This window comes from Streptomyces sp. NBC_00620, from assembly GCF_026341825.1.
GTDB lineage: Bacteria > Actinomycetota > Actinomycetes > Streptomycetales > Streptomycetaceae > Streptomyces.
Genome location: NZ_JAPENY010000003.1, coordinates 112,983 through 127,022, shown reverse-complemented (window position 1 = coordinate 127,022; position 14,040 = coordinate 112,983). Strand labels below are relative to the sequence as shown.

The 14,040-nt window shown below is 70.9% G+C and carries 12 protein-coding genes; 3 read left to right on the top strand and 9 right to left on the bottom strand.

The genetic code is table 11. The features are described 5' to 3' along the window. Window positions 1-12: 12 nt before the first annotated feature. The 4 genes from OG246_RS31915 to OG246_RS31900 form a co-directional block, all read right to left on the bottom strand. Window positions 13-891, bottom strand: a complete 879-nt coding sequence (locus OG246_RS31915) for a universal stress protein (protein ID WP_266471323.1) — start codon at window positions 889-891, stop codon at window positions 13-15. 5 nt (window positions 892-896) lie between these two features. Then, window positions 897-1,934, bottom strand: a complete 1,038-nt coding sequence (gene adhP / locus OG246_RS31910) for an alcohol dehydrogenase AdhP (protein WP_266471321.1) — start codon at window positions 1,932-1,934, stop codon at window positions 897-899. A gap of 22 nt (window positions 1,935-1,956) precedes the next feature. After that, window positions 1,957-2,862, bottom strand: coding sequence for a universal stress protein (locus OG246_RS31905; RefSeq protein WP_266471319.1), 906 nt, complete (start codon window positions 2,860-2,862; stop codon window positions 1,957-1,959). Window positions 2,863-3,014: 152 nt separating this feature from the next. Next, complete coding sequence (locus OG246_RS31900) at window positions 3,015-3,644, bottom strand: hypothetical protein (RefSeq protein WP_266474889.1); 630 nt, start codon at window positions 3,642-3,644, stop codon at window positions 3,015-3,017. A gap of 276 nt (window positions 3,645-3,920) precedes the next feature. Here OG246_RS31900 and OG246_RS31895 point away from each other — a divergent pair, with 276 nt between their 5' ends. Beyond that, window positions 3,921-5,633 carry a SulP family inorganic anion transporter gene (locus OG246_RS31895; RefSeq protein ID WP_266471316.1) on the top strand — a complete coding sequence of 571 codons (1,713 nt, stop codon included), beginning with the start codon at window positions 3,921-3,923 and terminating at the stop codon, window positions 5,631-5,633. Here the strand turns inward: OG246_RS31895 and pflA are convergent. From pflA to OG246_RS31875, 4 genes are all read right to left on the bottom strand, one after another. After that, entirely contained in the window at window positions 5,627-6,364 is a 738-nt protein-coding gene (gene pflA / locus OG246_RS31890) for a pyruvate formate-lyase-activating protein (protein ID WP_323178351.1), read from the bottom strand. The genes OG246_RS31895 and pflA overlap by 7 nt on opposite strands. After that, complete coding sequence (gene pflB, locus OG246_RS31885) at window positions 6,361-8,619, bottom strand: formate C-acetyltransferase (protein WP_266471314.1); 2,259 nt, start codon at window positions 8,617-8,619, stop codon at window positions 6,361-6,363. The genes pflA and pflB overlap by 4 nt, the downstream gene beginning before the upstream one ends. A 172-nt stretch (window positions 8,620-8,791) precedes the next feature. Continuing rightward, the gene (locus OG246_RS31880) at window positions 8,792-9,622 is read right to left on the bottom strand and encodes a universal stress protein (protein ID WP_266471312.1); all 831 of its coding nucleotides are present in this window, start codon (window positions 9,620-9,622) and stop codon (window positions 8,792-8,794) included. A gap of 53 nt (window positions 9,623-9,675) precedes the next feature. Then, window positions 9,676-10,584, bottom strand: coding sequence for a universal stress protein (locus OG246_RS31875; RefSeq protein WP_266471308.1), 909 nt, complete (start codon window positions 10,582-10,584; stop codon window positions 9,676-9,678). Between the two features lie 292 nt (window positions 10,585-10,876). Here OG246_RS31875 and OG246_RS31870 point away from each other — a divergent pair, with 292 nt between their 5' ends. Both OG246_RS31870 and OG246_RS31865 read left to right on the top strand, forming a co-directional pair. Then, window positions 10,877-11,341, top strand: a complete 465-nt coding sequence (locus OG246_RS31870; RefSeq protein ID WP_266471305.1) for a cyclic nucleotide-binding domain-containing protein — start codon at window positions 10,877-10,879, stop codon at window positions 11,339-11,341. Between the two features lie 155 nt (window positions 11,342-11,496). Then, a complete protein-coding gene (locus tag OG246_RS31865; RefSeq protein ID WP_266471302.1) occupies window positions 11,497-12,198 on the top strand; it encodes a response regulator transcription factor in 702 nt (233 codons plus the stop codon). A 54-nt stretch (window positions 12,199-12,252) separates the two neighbouring features. Here the strand turns inward: OG246_RS31865 and OG246_RS31860 are convergent, their stop codons facing one another. Continuing rightward, the gene (locus OG246_RS31860) at window positions 12,253-13,986 is read right to left on the bottom strand and encodes a GAF domain-containing protein (protein ID WP_266471300.1); all 1,734 of its coding nucleotides are present in this window, start codon (window positions 13,984-13,986) and stop codon (window positions 12,253-12,255) included. Window positions 13,987-14,040: the final 54 nt, after the last annotated feature.

The following is a 14,040-nucleotide window of genomic DNA, read 5'->3' as shown; positions in this document are numbered from 1 at the left end:
CGGTCACGGTGCTCACGCCCGCTGCGGGACGACGGCGACCGGGCAGGCGGAGTGGTGCAGGACCGCGTGCGCGACCCGGCCGAGCTGGAGTCCGGAGTGCCCGTGCCGCCGGGCGCCGACGACGAGCAGGTCGGCGGTGGCCGAGGCCTCCAGCAGCACCTTGCGGGCGGGACCCTCGACGGTCCGCCGGCGCACCTGCACCGAGGGGTGATCCCGAGCGGCGTCACGCAGCGCGGCTTCCAGGATCTCCGTGGCCCGCTGCTCGTGGTGGTGGGCGGGGTCTCCGGCCAGTAGCGGATGCTCGATGGTCTCGTGCGCGGGACATCTCCAGGCTCGTACGGCGTGCAGAGTGGCGTAGTGGTCCGCCGCCTCCTCGAAGGCGAAGCGCACGACCTCCGAGTCCGCCGGCTCCTCGCCGACGCCCAGTACGATGCGCTGATCGATCCCCGGCCTGGCCTGGTTGTCGTGGTTGCCGCGCAGCACGATCACCGGGCAGTGGGCGCGGGCGGCGACCGCGAGGCTGACCGAGCCGAGCAGCAGCTCGGCGATTCCGCTGCGGCCGTGCGAGCCCATGACCAGTGCGCAAGCGTTGCGGCCCTCGCGCAGCAGGGCGGGCACCGGCTCCTCGGGGAGTACCTCGGTGGAGATCTTCACGTCCGTCTGGCGGCGGTGTGCACGCTTGGCGGCAGCCTCGACGATCTTGTCGGCCATCACCTGTTCCGAGGACCTGCCGAGGTCGGGGGCGAGCGCGGCACCTTCGTACCGCTCCCACAGCGAGGCGTACACCAGCCGCAGCGGCACCCCGCGCAGGGCGGCCTCGTCCGCCGCCCAGTCGACGGCACGCATGCCGGGCTCGGAACCGTCGACGCCCACGACCAGCGGAAGCTCCATCGTCCTCACCCTCCTGCACCGAACCTTCCTGCACCGAGATCGAAGACGATCCTGGCCTTGATCTCGCCGCGCAGCACGTCGTCGATGGACTCGTTGACCGTCGCGAGGGGCCGCGACTCGTAGATGACCTTGGTACGGCCGGCCGCGTGGAGCTGGAAGACCTCGGCCAGGTCCTGCCGGGTACCCACGATCGAGCCGATCACCGAGGTGCCTCTGAGAACGGTGTCGAAGATCGGGACCTGGACGGTGCCGTGCGCCGGTAGGGCCACCATCACCAGTTTGCCGCCGCGCCGCAGCCCGGAGTTGGCCGCGGCGAACGCGGCCTCGTTCACCGCGAGCGCGATGGCCGCGTGCGCGCCGCCGTACCGCTGGAGCACCTCGCCCACATCGTGTTTGCGGGCGTCGATGACGAGGTCGGCGCCGAGTTCCGCGGCGAGTTCGAGCTTCTCGTCCGTGACGTCGATCGCCGCCACCTGCGCCCCGGCGATCTTCGCGTACTGCACCGCCAGGTGGCCGAGTCCGCCGACACCGGAGATGGCGACGAGCTGGGTGGGCCGGACGTCCGCGACCTTGAGGGCCTTGTACGTGGTGACGCCGGCGCAGGTCAGCGGGGCGGCCTCAAGTGCGCTGATGCCCTGGGGCACCGGCTGGGCGAAGTCGGCCCAGGCCAGCATCTTCTCGGCGTACCCGCCGTCGCAGCCGTACCCGGTGTTGATCTGCTGCTCGCACAGCGTCTCCCAGCCGGACAGGCAGTGCTCGCACCGACCGCAGGCCTTGCCCAGCCAGGGCACGGCGACCCGCTGGCCGAGGGCGAGGTGGGTGACGCCGTCGCCGAGCTTCTCGACGAGGCCGACGCCCTCGTGGCCGGGGACGAACGGCGGAGTGGGTTTGACGGGCCAGTCGCCGCGGGCGGCGTGGATGTCGGTGTGGCACAGCCCGCATGCCTCGACGCGGACACGGACCTGGCCGGGGCCGGGTTCGGGGTCGGGGCGTTCCTCGATGACCAGGGGCTCACCGAACGCCCGTACGACCGCTGCCTTCATGATGTTCTCTCCTCAGGGCACGTCAGCCGTGCGCGACGACGGCGACGGGGGCGGTGGAGTGGTGCAGGACGGCGTGCGTGACCGGGCCGATGTGGGAGCCCAGGGGATTGCGCCGGATCCGACGGCCCACCACGACCAGGGAGGCTTCGCGAGAGGCGTCGACCAGGTGGTTCGCGGCCGTTCCGTACCGGGGCTCCTCGACGACCTCGACCGAGGGGAACTTCTGCCGCCACGGGCGCAGGACGTCGCTCAGGGTGGTGGCCTCCTGCCGGGACAGCTGGTCGTGGAGTTCGATGTCTGCGGCGAGGCCGTACGCGTAGTAGGGCGGCGGGTTCCAGCCGTGGACGACCCGCAGGGAGGTGGCGCGGCGGTCCGCCGCATCGAAGGCGAACTCGACGAGCGAGGGATCCGGGTCGTCGGTGGCCAGCCCCAGGACCACCGGCCGGTACGGGCCGGCGGCGGACGCGATGCCCGCCGGGTCCGCCAGGTGCTCGTCCGCGGCCTGTTCCCCGGCGCGGACCAGGACCACGGGCCGCTCCGCGTGCGCCAGGACGCCCTGGCCGACCGAACCCACCAGGAACCCGCCGATCCCGCTCATCCCGCGGGAGCCCAGGACGAGCAGTGCGGCGTCCTTCGCCTGGCTGGTCAGCACGTCGGCGGGCCGGCCGGAGAACTGCTCGGCGGTGATCTCCACACCGGGGTGCCGCAGCCGGAGACCCTCGGCGGACTCGCGCGGAATCCGCTCGCTCCAGTGCTGCTGCGTCTCGGCACCGAGGAGCGGCGCCTGCGCCATGGGCTCCGGAACGGGCTCCCAGACGTGGACCAGCTTCAGCGGCAGTCCGCGCAGCTTGGCCTCACGTGCCGCCCATTCCGCGGCCGCCCGGCTCTCGGGCGAGCCGTCGAGGCCCACGATGACGGTGCGTGCCATGGTCTCCACCTCCTGAATCGGGGTTTCCGATTCCAGCGTCGTGTCGAATGGAAGCGTGGTGCAGGGGCCGGAGGTACCCGGCCGGGGCCGTTCGGCCCTATGCCCGGCGGACGCGGCGGGCCCGTGTCGGGTCCCGCCGCGTCCTGCCGTGGTCAGCGGAGCCAGCCGTTGGTGCGGACGAACGGCAGCTTGGCCCAGAGCTTCCCGGCACCGAGGGTGTCGCCGGCGGAGGCCAGCGCGAGGGCGATCAGGACGATGGCGTAGATCAGGTGGTAGTCGACGAAGGGGTTCGAGGACATGCTTGCCGAGCCGTCGGAGAGGTGCCTGGCGGGCGGCCACTCGGCGATCCACATCAGCGCCATCAGAGCGGTGCCCGCGACGGCCGCGAGCCGGAGCGCGAAACCGCCGACGAGGGCCAGGCCGACGCCGAGCAGTCCGGCCATGAACAGCCAGTTCGCCCAGGTGTCACCGGCCCAGGAGTGGAAGGTCGACTCCATCGGCCCGGCGGCCACGCCGCTGAGGAACCCCATGGTCGGCGAACCGCCGTCGATCCAGCCCTTGCCCGACGGAGTGGCGTAGCCGAAGCCGAAGGTCTTGTCGAGGAAGGCCCACAGGAAGGCGAACCCGGTGAGCAGGCGCAGAGAGGCGAAGGCGTAGGCCCGCGCGGTGTGCGTGCCGGTGCGAGCCGACACGGCGGACTCCGGGGCGGAGGTGTTCCAGTTCCTGCGGAGCGACGGCAGGTGGAACCCCGGGCTCCGGTGAGGGTGCTCGTGTACGGCCATGGTGGTGATCCCTTCGGGAACGATCCGGTCGATGCCTGACACCGCACACTCTTGTCGCGCCGGGCAGGTGTCGCCGGATGCCGAAGGTCCGTGACCATGGGGCTGAACGGCCCTTTCGGTAGGGCCTGTTGGGCCGCCGGTACGGGGGCGGGGCGGCGTACGGTCCTTCCCCGTACCGGCCGGCGTCTCGCGGACGTCGGCCGGCCGGTGGATCCTGAGGTCGCACACACGTCGTCCGGCCGGTTGATCCCGAGGTCACTCGGCAGAAGGAGGCTCATGTCCCAGAGCTCGGGCGGACACGTTCCGGGGTGGCGCCACCTGACGCCCGGACTCGCCACTCTCCTGGGCTACCGGCGCTCATGGCTGAAGGGCGACCTGCTGGCCGGCGTGACGGTGGCCGCGTATCTCGTGCCGCAGGTCATGGCGTACGCGGGCGTGGCAGGCCTGCCGCCGGTCGCCGGGCTCTGGGCGATCCTGCCCGCACTCGCGCTGTACGCCGTGCTCGGTTCCTCGCGCCTGCTGTCGGTGGGCCCCGAGTCGACGACCGCGCTCATGACGGCCACCGTGGTGGGGCCGCTCGCCGCCGGGGATCCGGACCGGTACGCCGTGCTGGCGGCCGCCCTCGCGGTGACCGTCGGGCTGCTGTGCCTGTTGGCGTGGGCGGTGCGGCTGGGCTTCGTCGCGGACCTGCTCTCCCGGCCGGTGCTGATCGGCTATCTCGCGGGCGTAGCGCTGATCATGATGGTGGACCAGTTGCCCAAGCTCACCGGCGTAGCGACGACGGGCTCGGCCTTCTTCTCCAAGCTCTGGTCCTTCGTACGACACCTGTCGGAGACCCATGCGCCCACGCTGGTGTTCGCCGCCGCCGTACTCGCGTTCCTGTTCACGGTGGCGCGATTCTTCCCCGCGGTGCCCGGCCCCCTGCTGGCAGTGGTGCTGGGCACCGCGGCCGTGGCCGTCTTCGACCTCGACGACCGGCACGGCATCAAGGTGATCGGCGAGGTCCCGTCGGGGCTGCCCGGCTTCGCCGTGCCGGACCTGACCGAGCTGTCGCACCTGCTGTTGCCCGCCCTCGGTGTTCTCCTCGTCGGCTACACCGACTTCATCCTCACCGCGCGGGCCTTCCGTGACCGCGAGGAGGAGGGCACAGCGCTGGACCCCAATCAGGAACTGCTGGCCCTGGGCGCGGCCAACCTCGGCGCGGGCACCGTGCACGGCTTTCCCGTGAGCAGCAGCGCCAGCCGGACCGCGCTCGCTGCTTCGGCGGGCGCCCGCAGCCAGGCGTACTCGCTGGTCGCCGGCGCGGCGATCCTCGCCGTCCTGCTCTTCCTCAGCCCACTGCTGTCCCGCACCCCGTCGGCCGTCCTGGGCGCGCTCGTCGTGTACGCCGCCGTCCGCATGATCGACCTGGCGGGCTTCCGACGACTGGCATCCTTCCGCCGCCGGGAGCTGCTGCTGGCGCTCGGCTGCCTGGTCGGCGTCCTGGCCCTGGACATCCTGTACGGCGTGATCGTCGCCGTCGGCCTGTCCGTCGCGGAGTTGCTGACCCGCGTGGCCCGCCCGCACGACGCCGTCGAGGGGGTGGTGCCCGGCGTGGCCGGCATGCACGACGTGGACGACTACCCCCAGGCCCGTACGATCCCCGGCCTGGTGGTCTACCGCTACGACTCGCCGCTCTTCTTCGCCAACGCGGAGAACTTCCACCGCCGGGCCCTGGCCGCCGTCGAGGAACAGACCGAACCGGTCCGCTGGTTCGTCCTCAACACCGAGGCCAATGTGGAGGTCGACATCACCGCCCTGGACGCCGTGGACGCCCTGCGCCACGAACTGACCCGGCGGGGCGTGGTCTTCGCCCTCGCCCGGGTGAAGCAGGACCTCATGGACGACCTGGAGGCGTACGGCCTGACGAAGTCGGTCGGCCCCGACCTGATCTTCCCCACCCTGCCGACCGCCCTGGCCGCCTACCGCGAGTGGAGCCGCGCTCAGTAGGCCGCCAGCCCGTACGCACCGAACTGGTCGCGGACCCGCTCGATCAGCCTCGGGTCGGGACCCGGGTTGTCCCGCAGCGGGAAGGGAAGGCCGAGAGCCTCGTACTTGGCGGCACCGAGTTTGTGGAAGGGCAGGACGTCGACCCGCTCGACATTGCCGAGGCCGGCGACGAACCGGGCCAGGCCGTCGACGGCCTCCCGGTCGTCGGTCCAGCCGGGGACGAGGACATAGCGAATCCACACCGCAGTACCCAGGCGATCGAGGCGGGTGGCGAATTTGAGGGTGGGCGCCAGTTCGCCGCCGGTCAGTTTCCGATACGTGTTGACGTCGAAGGACTTGATGTCCAGGAGCACCAGGTCGGTGTCGGCGAGGAGTTCGTCGGTCGCGCGGGTGCCCAGGAAGCCGGAGGTGTCGAGCGCCGTGTGCAGTCCGGCTTCCTTGCAACGGCGCAGGATCTCGGCGCTGAAGGCGGGTTGGAGCAGCGGCTCGCCGCCCGTGAGCGTCACCCCTCCGCCGGCCGTGGTGACGAAGCCCTGGCACTTCTCGATCTCCGCCATCACCTCGTCGACCGTGACGTCCCGCCCGTCCCGCATGTGCCAGGTGTCAGGGTTGGCGCAGTACAGGCAGCGCAGCGGGCAGCCGCTGACGAAGAGGACGAACCGGGTCCCGGGACCGTCCACGCCGGTGGACAGGTCCCAGGAGTGGATCCGGCCCGCCACCGTGGTCTTCACAGCGATCCGTGGAAGGTGCGGCTGATCACGTCGAGCTGCTGCTCGCGGGTCAGGCGGACGAAGTTGACGGCGTATCCGGAGACCCGGATGGTCAACTCCGGGTATTTCTCCGGGTGTTCCATCGCGTCCTCCAGCGTGGCCCGGTCCAGCACGTTGACGTTCATGTGGAAGCCGCCGGAGGCCGTGTACGCGTCGAGGATGCCGACCAGGTTGCCCGCGCGTTCGCTCGGGTGGTGGCCCAGACCCTCGGGTGTGATCGTCGTGGTCAGTGAGATGCCGTCGCGGGCCTGCTCGTACGGCAGCTTGGCGACCGAGAGCGCGGAGGCGGCCACCCCGTGGCGGTCACGGCCGTTCATGGGGTTGGCGCCGGGCGCGAAGGGCTGTCCGGCGCGCCGGCCGTCGGGCGTGTTGCCGGTGTGCTTGCCGTAGACGACGTTGGACGTGATCGTCAGCACCGACTGCGTGTGCTCCGCGTCCCGGTGGGTGGGGTGCTCGCGAACCTTGGCCATGAAGGACTCGACCAGGCCGACCGCGATGTCGTCCGCCCGGTCGTCGTTGTTGCCGTACGCCGGCCAGCCGCCCTCGGTCTCGAAGTCCACCGCCAGCCCCGTCTCGTCCCGGATCACCTTCACCCGTGCGTACTTGACCGCGGAAAGGCTGTCGGCGGCGACGGACAGACCGGCGATGCCGCAGGCCATGAAGCGGTGGACGGGGTGGTCGTGCAGCGCCATCTCCACACGCTCGTAGGCGTACTTGTCGTGCATGAAGTGGATGACGTTGAGCGTGTTGACGTACGTCGCCGCCAGCCAGTCGAGCACCCGGTCGTACGCCGCCGTCAGCTCCTCGTACTCCAGGTACTCGCCGGTCAGCGCGGGCGTGTTGGGCGCGATCTGCTCGCCGTTCATCTCGTCCCGGCCGCCGTTGATCGCGTAGAGCAGCGCTTTGGCGAGGTTGACCCGGGCGCCGAAGAACTGCATCTGCTTCCCGACCGCCATCGCCGACACACAGCAGGCGATCGCGGTGTCGTCGCCGGTGTTCGGACGCATCAGGTCGTCGGACTCGTACTGGACGGCGCTGGTGTCGATCGACACCTGGGCGCAGAACTCCTTGAAGCCCGGCGGCAGTCGGGGCGACCACAGCACGGTCAGGTTGGGTTCCGGCGCGGGGCCGAGGTTGTAGAGCGTCTGGAGGAAGCGGAAGGAGGTGCGGGTGACCAGCGATCGGCCGTCCTCGCCGATGCCGCCGATGGACTCCGTCACCCAGGTCGGGTCGCCGGAGAACAGCGCGTCGTACTCGGGGGTGCGCAGGAACCGTACGATCCGCAGCTTGATCACGAAGTCGTCGATCAGCTCCTGGGCACGGGACTCGTCGAGGACCCCCTCGTCCAGGTCCCGCTGGAGGTAGACGTCCAGGAAGGTGGAGGTGCGGCCCAGCGACATCGCGGCACCGTTCTGCTCCTTCACGGCGGCGAGGTAGCCGAGGTAGAGCCACTGCACGGCCTCGTGGGCGTTGGTGGCCGGGCGGGAGACATCGCAGCCGTACGAGGCCGCCATCTCGGTCAGCTCACCCAACGCACGTATCTGCTCGGCGAGTTCCTCGCGGTCCCGGATGATGTGCTCCGTCGAGGACTGAGCATCCAGCAGGGCACGTTCGGCCCGCTTGGCCTCCATGAGCCGGGCGGTTCCGTACAGCGCCACCCTCCGGTAGTCGCCGATGATCCGGCCGCGTCCGTAGGCATCCGGCAGTCCGGTGATGATCCCGGCCTTGCGGGCGGCCCGCATTTCGTGGGTGTATGCGTCGAAGACACCGTCGTTGTGGGTCTTTCGGTAGGTCCCGAACACGCGCGTGACAAAGGGGTCGGGCTCGTACCCGTACGCCTTCAGCCCGCTCTCGACCATCCGCAGGCCGCCGTTCGGCATGATCGCGCGTTTCAGCGGGGCGTCGGTCTGCAGGCCGACGATCAACTCCCTCTCGCGGTCGATGTATCCGGGTGCGTGCGAAGTGATCGTCGACGGAGTCGCGGTGTCGACGTCGAGGATGCCCCTGCGCCGCTCCTCCGGGAACAGGGCGCTGACCTTCTCCCACACGGCTCGGGTGCGGTCCGTCGGACCCGTCAGGAAGGCGGAATCGCCCTCGTACGGCGTGTAGTTGGCCTGGATGAAGTCGCGTACGTCGATGCGCTCGCGCCACCGCGTCCCGGCGAAGCCATGCCATGCCTGGGGCGCCCGGGTCCCAGCTGTCACCGTTGCAGTCATCGCCGGTTCTCTCCCTTGCTCCGCACTGGAATGCCTCGCTTCCGATACTCGTGACGCGCGCCGGGCGCCGGGAGGGCCGGTCAGCGCACAGAGACCTCGCCGTCCGACCCGGTCCGTGGGGCCGTTCGGCCCATGTCGGTACGTGCGCCCGGTGAAGCCGGTGCGCATCCCTTCACGAGGGGGAGGGCGTGCCGCTCTCCTGCCCGGCGGGAACGACCAGCACCGGGCAGTGCGCGCGATGCAGCAACGTACGAGCCACTGAACCGAGTTGGCGGCCATACCCGCCCAGACTGGCTCGGCAACCGATCACTACGAGGTCGGCCGTACGTGTGGCCTCCAGCAGCGTCTGCGTCGAAGCGGGGGCGGTGTCCTGGGTCTCCACGTGGACGCGAGGGTGCTGCTCGCCCAGTTCCACCAGAACGTCGCCGGCGGTCCGGAAGTGCGACGCGGTCCCTTCGCGTCGGCGCTGCGGCACCGGCGCCGGAGCGGGGTGCCGATGCGCCGAGGACCGAAGGATTCGCAGTCCGGCGCTGCGGCGTTCCGCTTCCTGCATGGCGTACGCGGCCGTGTCCACGTCGTCCTCGGCGTCGAGGACGAGCAGGACCTCGTTGTGCAGGTGCGGCGGAGAGTCGCCTCGTACGACCAGCAGCGGGCCATGAGCGTGCGCGGCCAGGCGCCGGCTCACCGAGCCGAACAGCGTGCCAGCGAACCCGCCGAGGCTCCGGCAGCCGACGACGGTCAGCGCGGCCTCCCGTCCGCGTTCCGCCAGTACGGCCGCCGAGTGTCCCTCGACAGGGACGGTGACGACCGGCAGGTCCGGGTGGCGGTAGCCCACCCGCGAGGCGGCGGATGCCAGCACCGGTCCGGCCTCGTCGAGGTCGGGCACGGCGTACACGATCTCCAGAGCGGTCGCGTGCAGGGCCGCCTCGTCGGCGGCCAGGTCCAGTGCTCGTACGGCGATGACTGAGCCGTCCACACCGACGATGACGTGACGCGTGGTCATGACTTTTCCTCCCTGGGGCCGTTGGGTGCCCGGAGCACCGTCACGGCGTTGGTTCAGTCGTGCGGGACGACGGCCACGGGACAGCCGACGTGGTGCAGCACCGCGTGAGTGACGGCGCCGACGTGCGTGCCGAGGTGGCCCTCCCGTGTCCGGCGCCCCACGACGACGAGGGAGGCTCCGGCCGACGCGCGTACCAGCGCGGTGGCGGCCCGCCCTTCGGAGACGGTCTCGATCACGGAGACTCCCGGGAACTTCTCGCACCACGGGCGCAGCGTCGCGGCCACGGTGCGTTCCCGTGCCGCAAGCAGCTCCGGCCCGGACACCGGGGCCCACGGTCCGTCGGCCGGCTCTACCCGCGCCGTACCGAAGGCGTGGATCACGTGCAGCGTGGCGCCACAGCGCCGAGCGGACTCGAAGGCGAATTCGATCAGCTCGTCACAGGGGCGCTGGGTGTCCAGGCCGAGGACGACATCGCGATACGGGGTCTCGGGTATCTCCTCGGGCGAGATGCCGTCCAGGGCGGGGAGGTGTTCGTCGGCGGAGCTTTCGCCCGCGCGTACGAGCACCACGGGGCGGGAGGACCTGGCGACGACCCGCTGGGACACCGAGCCGACCATGAATCCCGCGACGCCGCTCAGACCGCGCGACCCGAGCACCAGCAGCTCCGCGTCCCCGGCCGCCGCAAGGAGGGCGGCTGCCGCAGAGTCGGGCACCAGCCGCTCGACGACCCGTAGCCCGGGGTGCGCCGCACGGATGCTGCTCGCGGCCCGGTCCAGGGTCTCTTCGGCCCAGTCACGCTCGCTCCGGTCCGCGGGGACGGAGGGGGCGGGACGTGGGTGCCACTTCCAGGCGTGCACGAGACTCAGCGAGACGCCGCGACGCGCGGCCGCACGGGCCGCCCAGTGCGCGGCGGCGAGACTCTCGGCGGATCCGTCGATTCCCGTGGTGATGTGCCGAAGCATGGTGGGCAACCTCCTGTGTCCGGTCCTGCCCGATCTCGTACTGAGCCTTATGCAGGAACGCGCCCGTGCGCAGGGGCCGTACAGCCCCTGCAGGGGACCCTTCGGCCCAGGACCCGTTGGTCACCCGCGCGGTCCAACGATCGGATCGGGGCAGGGGGCGGCAAAGGGAGCCGAAGGCCTCTCGTGTGGTGCCGGGTGGCCCGGTCGTGGGGCCGGGTGGCCCATGGTTCGCACCGCGGCACCGGCACACGCTGGAAGCGGCAGGTGAGTACGCCCGTCTTGGAGGCCCGTCATGAACGCTTCGCCCACTTCCAGCATGCTGCGGGCACTGCCCGCCGAGCACCGGGAACGGCTCATGCGCATTGCCCGCGAGGTGTCGTTCCCCCAGGGAATCCGCCTCTTCGAGGAGGGCCGCCGCGCCGACCGGTTCTGGATCATCCGCACCGGCACGATCGACCTCGACATGCACGTGCCCGGCCGCCGGGCGGCCGTCATCGAGACCCTCGGACACAACGAACTGGTCGGATGGTCCTGGCTGTTCGCGCCGCACGCCTGGCATCTTGGTGCCGAGACCACGACGCCTGTACGGGCGTACGAGTTCGACGCCGTGGCCGTACGGGCCATGTGCCAGGACGACCCAGTCCTGGGCCGCACGGTCGCCCAATGGGTGGGTGACATCCTCGCCCATCGCCTGCGCTCGGCCCGTACCCGGCTGCTGGACCTGTACGCGCCGTACGGCAGCGGCAGCCGCCTGTGAGCGCACCCCCGAATCCGACGCGACCCCGGGCCGGCGAGGGCGCAATGTGGGTACGAGTGGGGCCGGTCGGCCCTAGTGCATCCGGTCCCGGCGAGTGATGATCGTCCTGACGGACAGCCCGCAGTCCGTCAGTCACCGGGGAACAAGGGGTCGTCATGGCCGAGGCACGCACCTTCACGGAGCAGAACCCGATCCGTGTCTTCCTGCTGGACGACCACGAGGTCGTACGACGCGGCCTGTCCGACCTCCTGGACGCCGAACCGGACATCTCGGTGGTCGGCGACGCCGAGAACGTCGAGCATGCACTCCTGCGCGGCCCGGCCCTTCGTCCGGACGTCGCCGTCCTCGACGTACGCCTCCCCGACGGCGACGGGATCACCGTCTGCCGCGAGCTGCGCAGCCAGATGCCGGAGCTGGCCGTGCTGATGCTGACGTCGTTCGACGACGAGGACGCGCTGCTCGACGCGATCATGGCCGGGGCCTCGGGCTACGTGCTCAAGCAGATCAGGGGCTCCGACCTGGTCTCGGCGGTACGCACCGTCGCCTCGGGCCAGTCCATGCTCGACCCCGCGACGACCGCCCGGCTGATGCGCTCCCTGCGTGCGGACCCCGCAGACACCCCGGCCATCGCCCCCGAACTGGCCAGCCTCTCGCCGCGCGAGCGGGACATCCTCGCGCTCATCGGGGACGGGCTCACCAACCGTGAGATCGGCAAGAAGCTCTATCTCTCGGAGAAGACCGTCAAGAACCACATCTCCCGCCTGCTGGCCAAACTGGGCGTCCAACGCCGGGTCCAGGCAGCGGTCCTCGCCTCCCACCTCGAACATCCCGACTCCGGTGGACGCCCTGCGAGGTGACGCACACCCGGGTCGTCGGGGATGGCATGGGGCCGTACGAGCCCCCTGGTCACCTCAGCCCCCTTGTGAGCCCGTCGGCACGCGCCACACCAGCTGGGTACCGCCGCCCTGCGGCCGTTCGCCGAGTGTGAGCGTGCCGCCAAGTGCGCGAGCCCGTTCCTCGATGTTCTTCAGCCCGCTGCGCGTCACCCCGTCGGGTACTCCGCAGCCGTCGTCCGTCACCGTGAGTGCCAACTCGCCCTTGGCGTACCGCAGATGGACGTCGACGGAGCGCGCGCCCGAGTGCCGAGCCGCGTTGCTGAGCGCCTCGCCGAGCACGGCGAGCGCGTGATCCGCTACGCCGCCGGGGACATCGGTGTCGACAAGGCCCTCGATCCGCAACGCGGGAGTGAAGCCGAACGACGTGGCGGCGGCCTTCACGGCGTCGGACACCCGGGCGCGCAGACCGCTGTCCTCCTTGGTCCGGCCGCCGTGCGCACGCAGCCCGAAGATGGTGGACCGAATGATCTTGATGGTGTCGTCGAGGTCGTCGACGGTCCGCGACAGCCGTTCCGTGCCCTCGGGGTGGTCCATGAACCGCTGGGTGCTCTGCAGGGTCATGCCGGCCGCGAAGAGCCGCTGGATCGCCAGGTCGTGCAGATCGCGCGCGATCCGGTCGCGGTCCTGGAGCAGCGTGATCTGTTCCGCGTCCCGGCGGCGTTCAGCCAGCTCCAGTGCCAGCGCCGCCTGGCCGGCGAAGCCGAGCAGCGGCCCGGTGTCGTCGTCCGAGAACGGCGTACGGCCCGCCAGACGCCCCAGCAGCAACACCCCGCGGGCTTTCCCTCCGGCGCCGAGGGGCACCGCGACCACTGGGCCGAGCCCGGCCCAGTGCGACTCTCCCTCACCGGTGCGGACGTCGTGCTCGATGTCGGCGCTGACCACCGGCTCCGCCGCAGTGAGCGCGGCCCCGACGAAACCCTCCTCGGCGGAAAGGACCAGCCCGCTGCGCCGCTCGGCGTCCGACCCGACCGCGAGCACCGGCCGCAGCTCCGCCGCTCCGGACACGTATTCCGCGATCATCCCGATGTCGGCCGAGGCGATCTCCCGGGCCTGCTCGACGATCAGTTCAAGTACCTCGGCACTGGGAGCGCCCGACAGCAGCGTGCTCGTGACCTCGCCACTGGCCCGCATCCAGCGCTCACGCAGCCGGGTCTCCTCGTACAGCCGCGCGTTCTCGATGGCCACCCCGGCCGCCACGGCGAGCGTGGAAAGCACCGACTCGTCCTCGGCGTCGAACTCTTCAGCACCGCGCTTCTCGGTGAGGTAGATGTTCCCGAACACCCTGTCGCGCACCCGGATGGGCACACCCAGGAACGAGTGCATCGGCGGGTGATGGGCCGGAAAGCCGTACGAGGACGGGTGCTGGGAGAGTTCCGGGAGCCGCAGCGGCTCGGGGTGCCGGATCAGCTCGCCGAGGATGCCGTGGCCGCTGGGCAGGTCACCGATCTCCGCGCGTTGTTCATCGCCCATGCCCACCGTCAGGAACTCCGACAGCCGAAGGTCGTCACCGATCACGCCCAGCGCCCCGTACTCGGCGTCCACCAGCACTACTGCGGCCTCGACGATGCGCCGCAGCACCTGCGGCAGATCCAGCTCCCCGCCGACCGACAGCACCGCCTCCAGCAGGTTGTGCACCCGGTCCTGCGTCCCCCGCGCCGCGTCGATCCGCGCCTGCAACTCATCCAGCAGCTCATCCAGCCGCAGCTTGGGCAGATGCTGCTTGGAGCCCCCGCGACCTTCCCCGCTCATCGCTTCCTCCGACCGACTCGCGCAGACAAGGTGCACCTCAACCGATAGACCTCG

What these genes read in the sequence shown, in the direction of transcription:
- OG246_RS31915 (WP_266471323.1), bottom strand. Translation starts at nt 891, where the DNA reads ATGGAGCTTCCGCTGGTCGTGGGCGTCGACGGTTCCGAGCCCGGCATG.
- adhP (WP_266471321.1), bottom strand. Translation starts at nt 1,934, where the DNA reads ATGAAGGCAGCGGTCGTACGGGCGTTCGGTGAGCCCCTGGTCATCGAG.
- OG246_RS31905 (WP_266471319.1), bottom strand. Translation starts at nt 2,862, where the DNA reads ATGGCACGCACCGTCATCGTGGGCCTCGACGGCTCGCCCGAGAGCCGG.
- OG246_RS31900 (WP_266474889.1), bottom strand. Translation starts at nt 3,644, where the DNA reads ATGGCCGTACACGAGCACCCTCACCGGAGCCCGGGGTTCCACCTGCCG.
- OG246_RS31895 (WP_266471316.1), top strand. Translation starts at nt 3,921, where the DNA reads ATGTCCCAGAGCTCGGGCGGACACGTTCCGGGGTGGCGCCACCTGACG.
- pflB (WP_266471314.1), bottom strand. Translation starts at nt 8,619, where the DNA reads ATGACTGCAACGGTGACAGCTGGGACCCGGGCGCCCCAGGCATGGCAT.
- OG246_RS31880 (WP_266471312.1), bottom strand. Translation starts at nt 9,622, where the DNA reads ATGACCACGCGTCACGTCATCGTCGGTGTGGACGGCTCAGTCATCGCC.
- OG246_RS31875 (WP_266471308.1), bottom strand. Translation starts at nt 10,584, where the DNA reads ATGCTTCGGCACATCACCACGGGAATCGACGGATCCGCCGAGAGTCTC.
- OG246_RS31870 (WP_266471305.1), top strand. Translation starts at nt 10,877, where the DNA reads ATGAACGCTTCGCCCACTTCCAGCATGCTGCGGGCACTGCCCGCCGAG.
- OG246_RS31865 (WP_266471302.1), top strand. Translation starts at nt 11,497, where the DNA reads ATGGCCGAGGCACGCACCTTCACGGAGCAGAACCCGATCCGTGTCTTC.
- OG246_RS31860 (WP_266471300.1), bottom strand. Translation starts at nt 13,986, where the DNA reads ATGAGCGGGGAAGGTCGCGGGGGCTCCAAGCAGCATCTGCCCAAGCTG.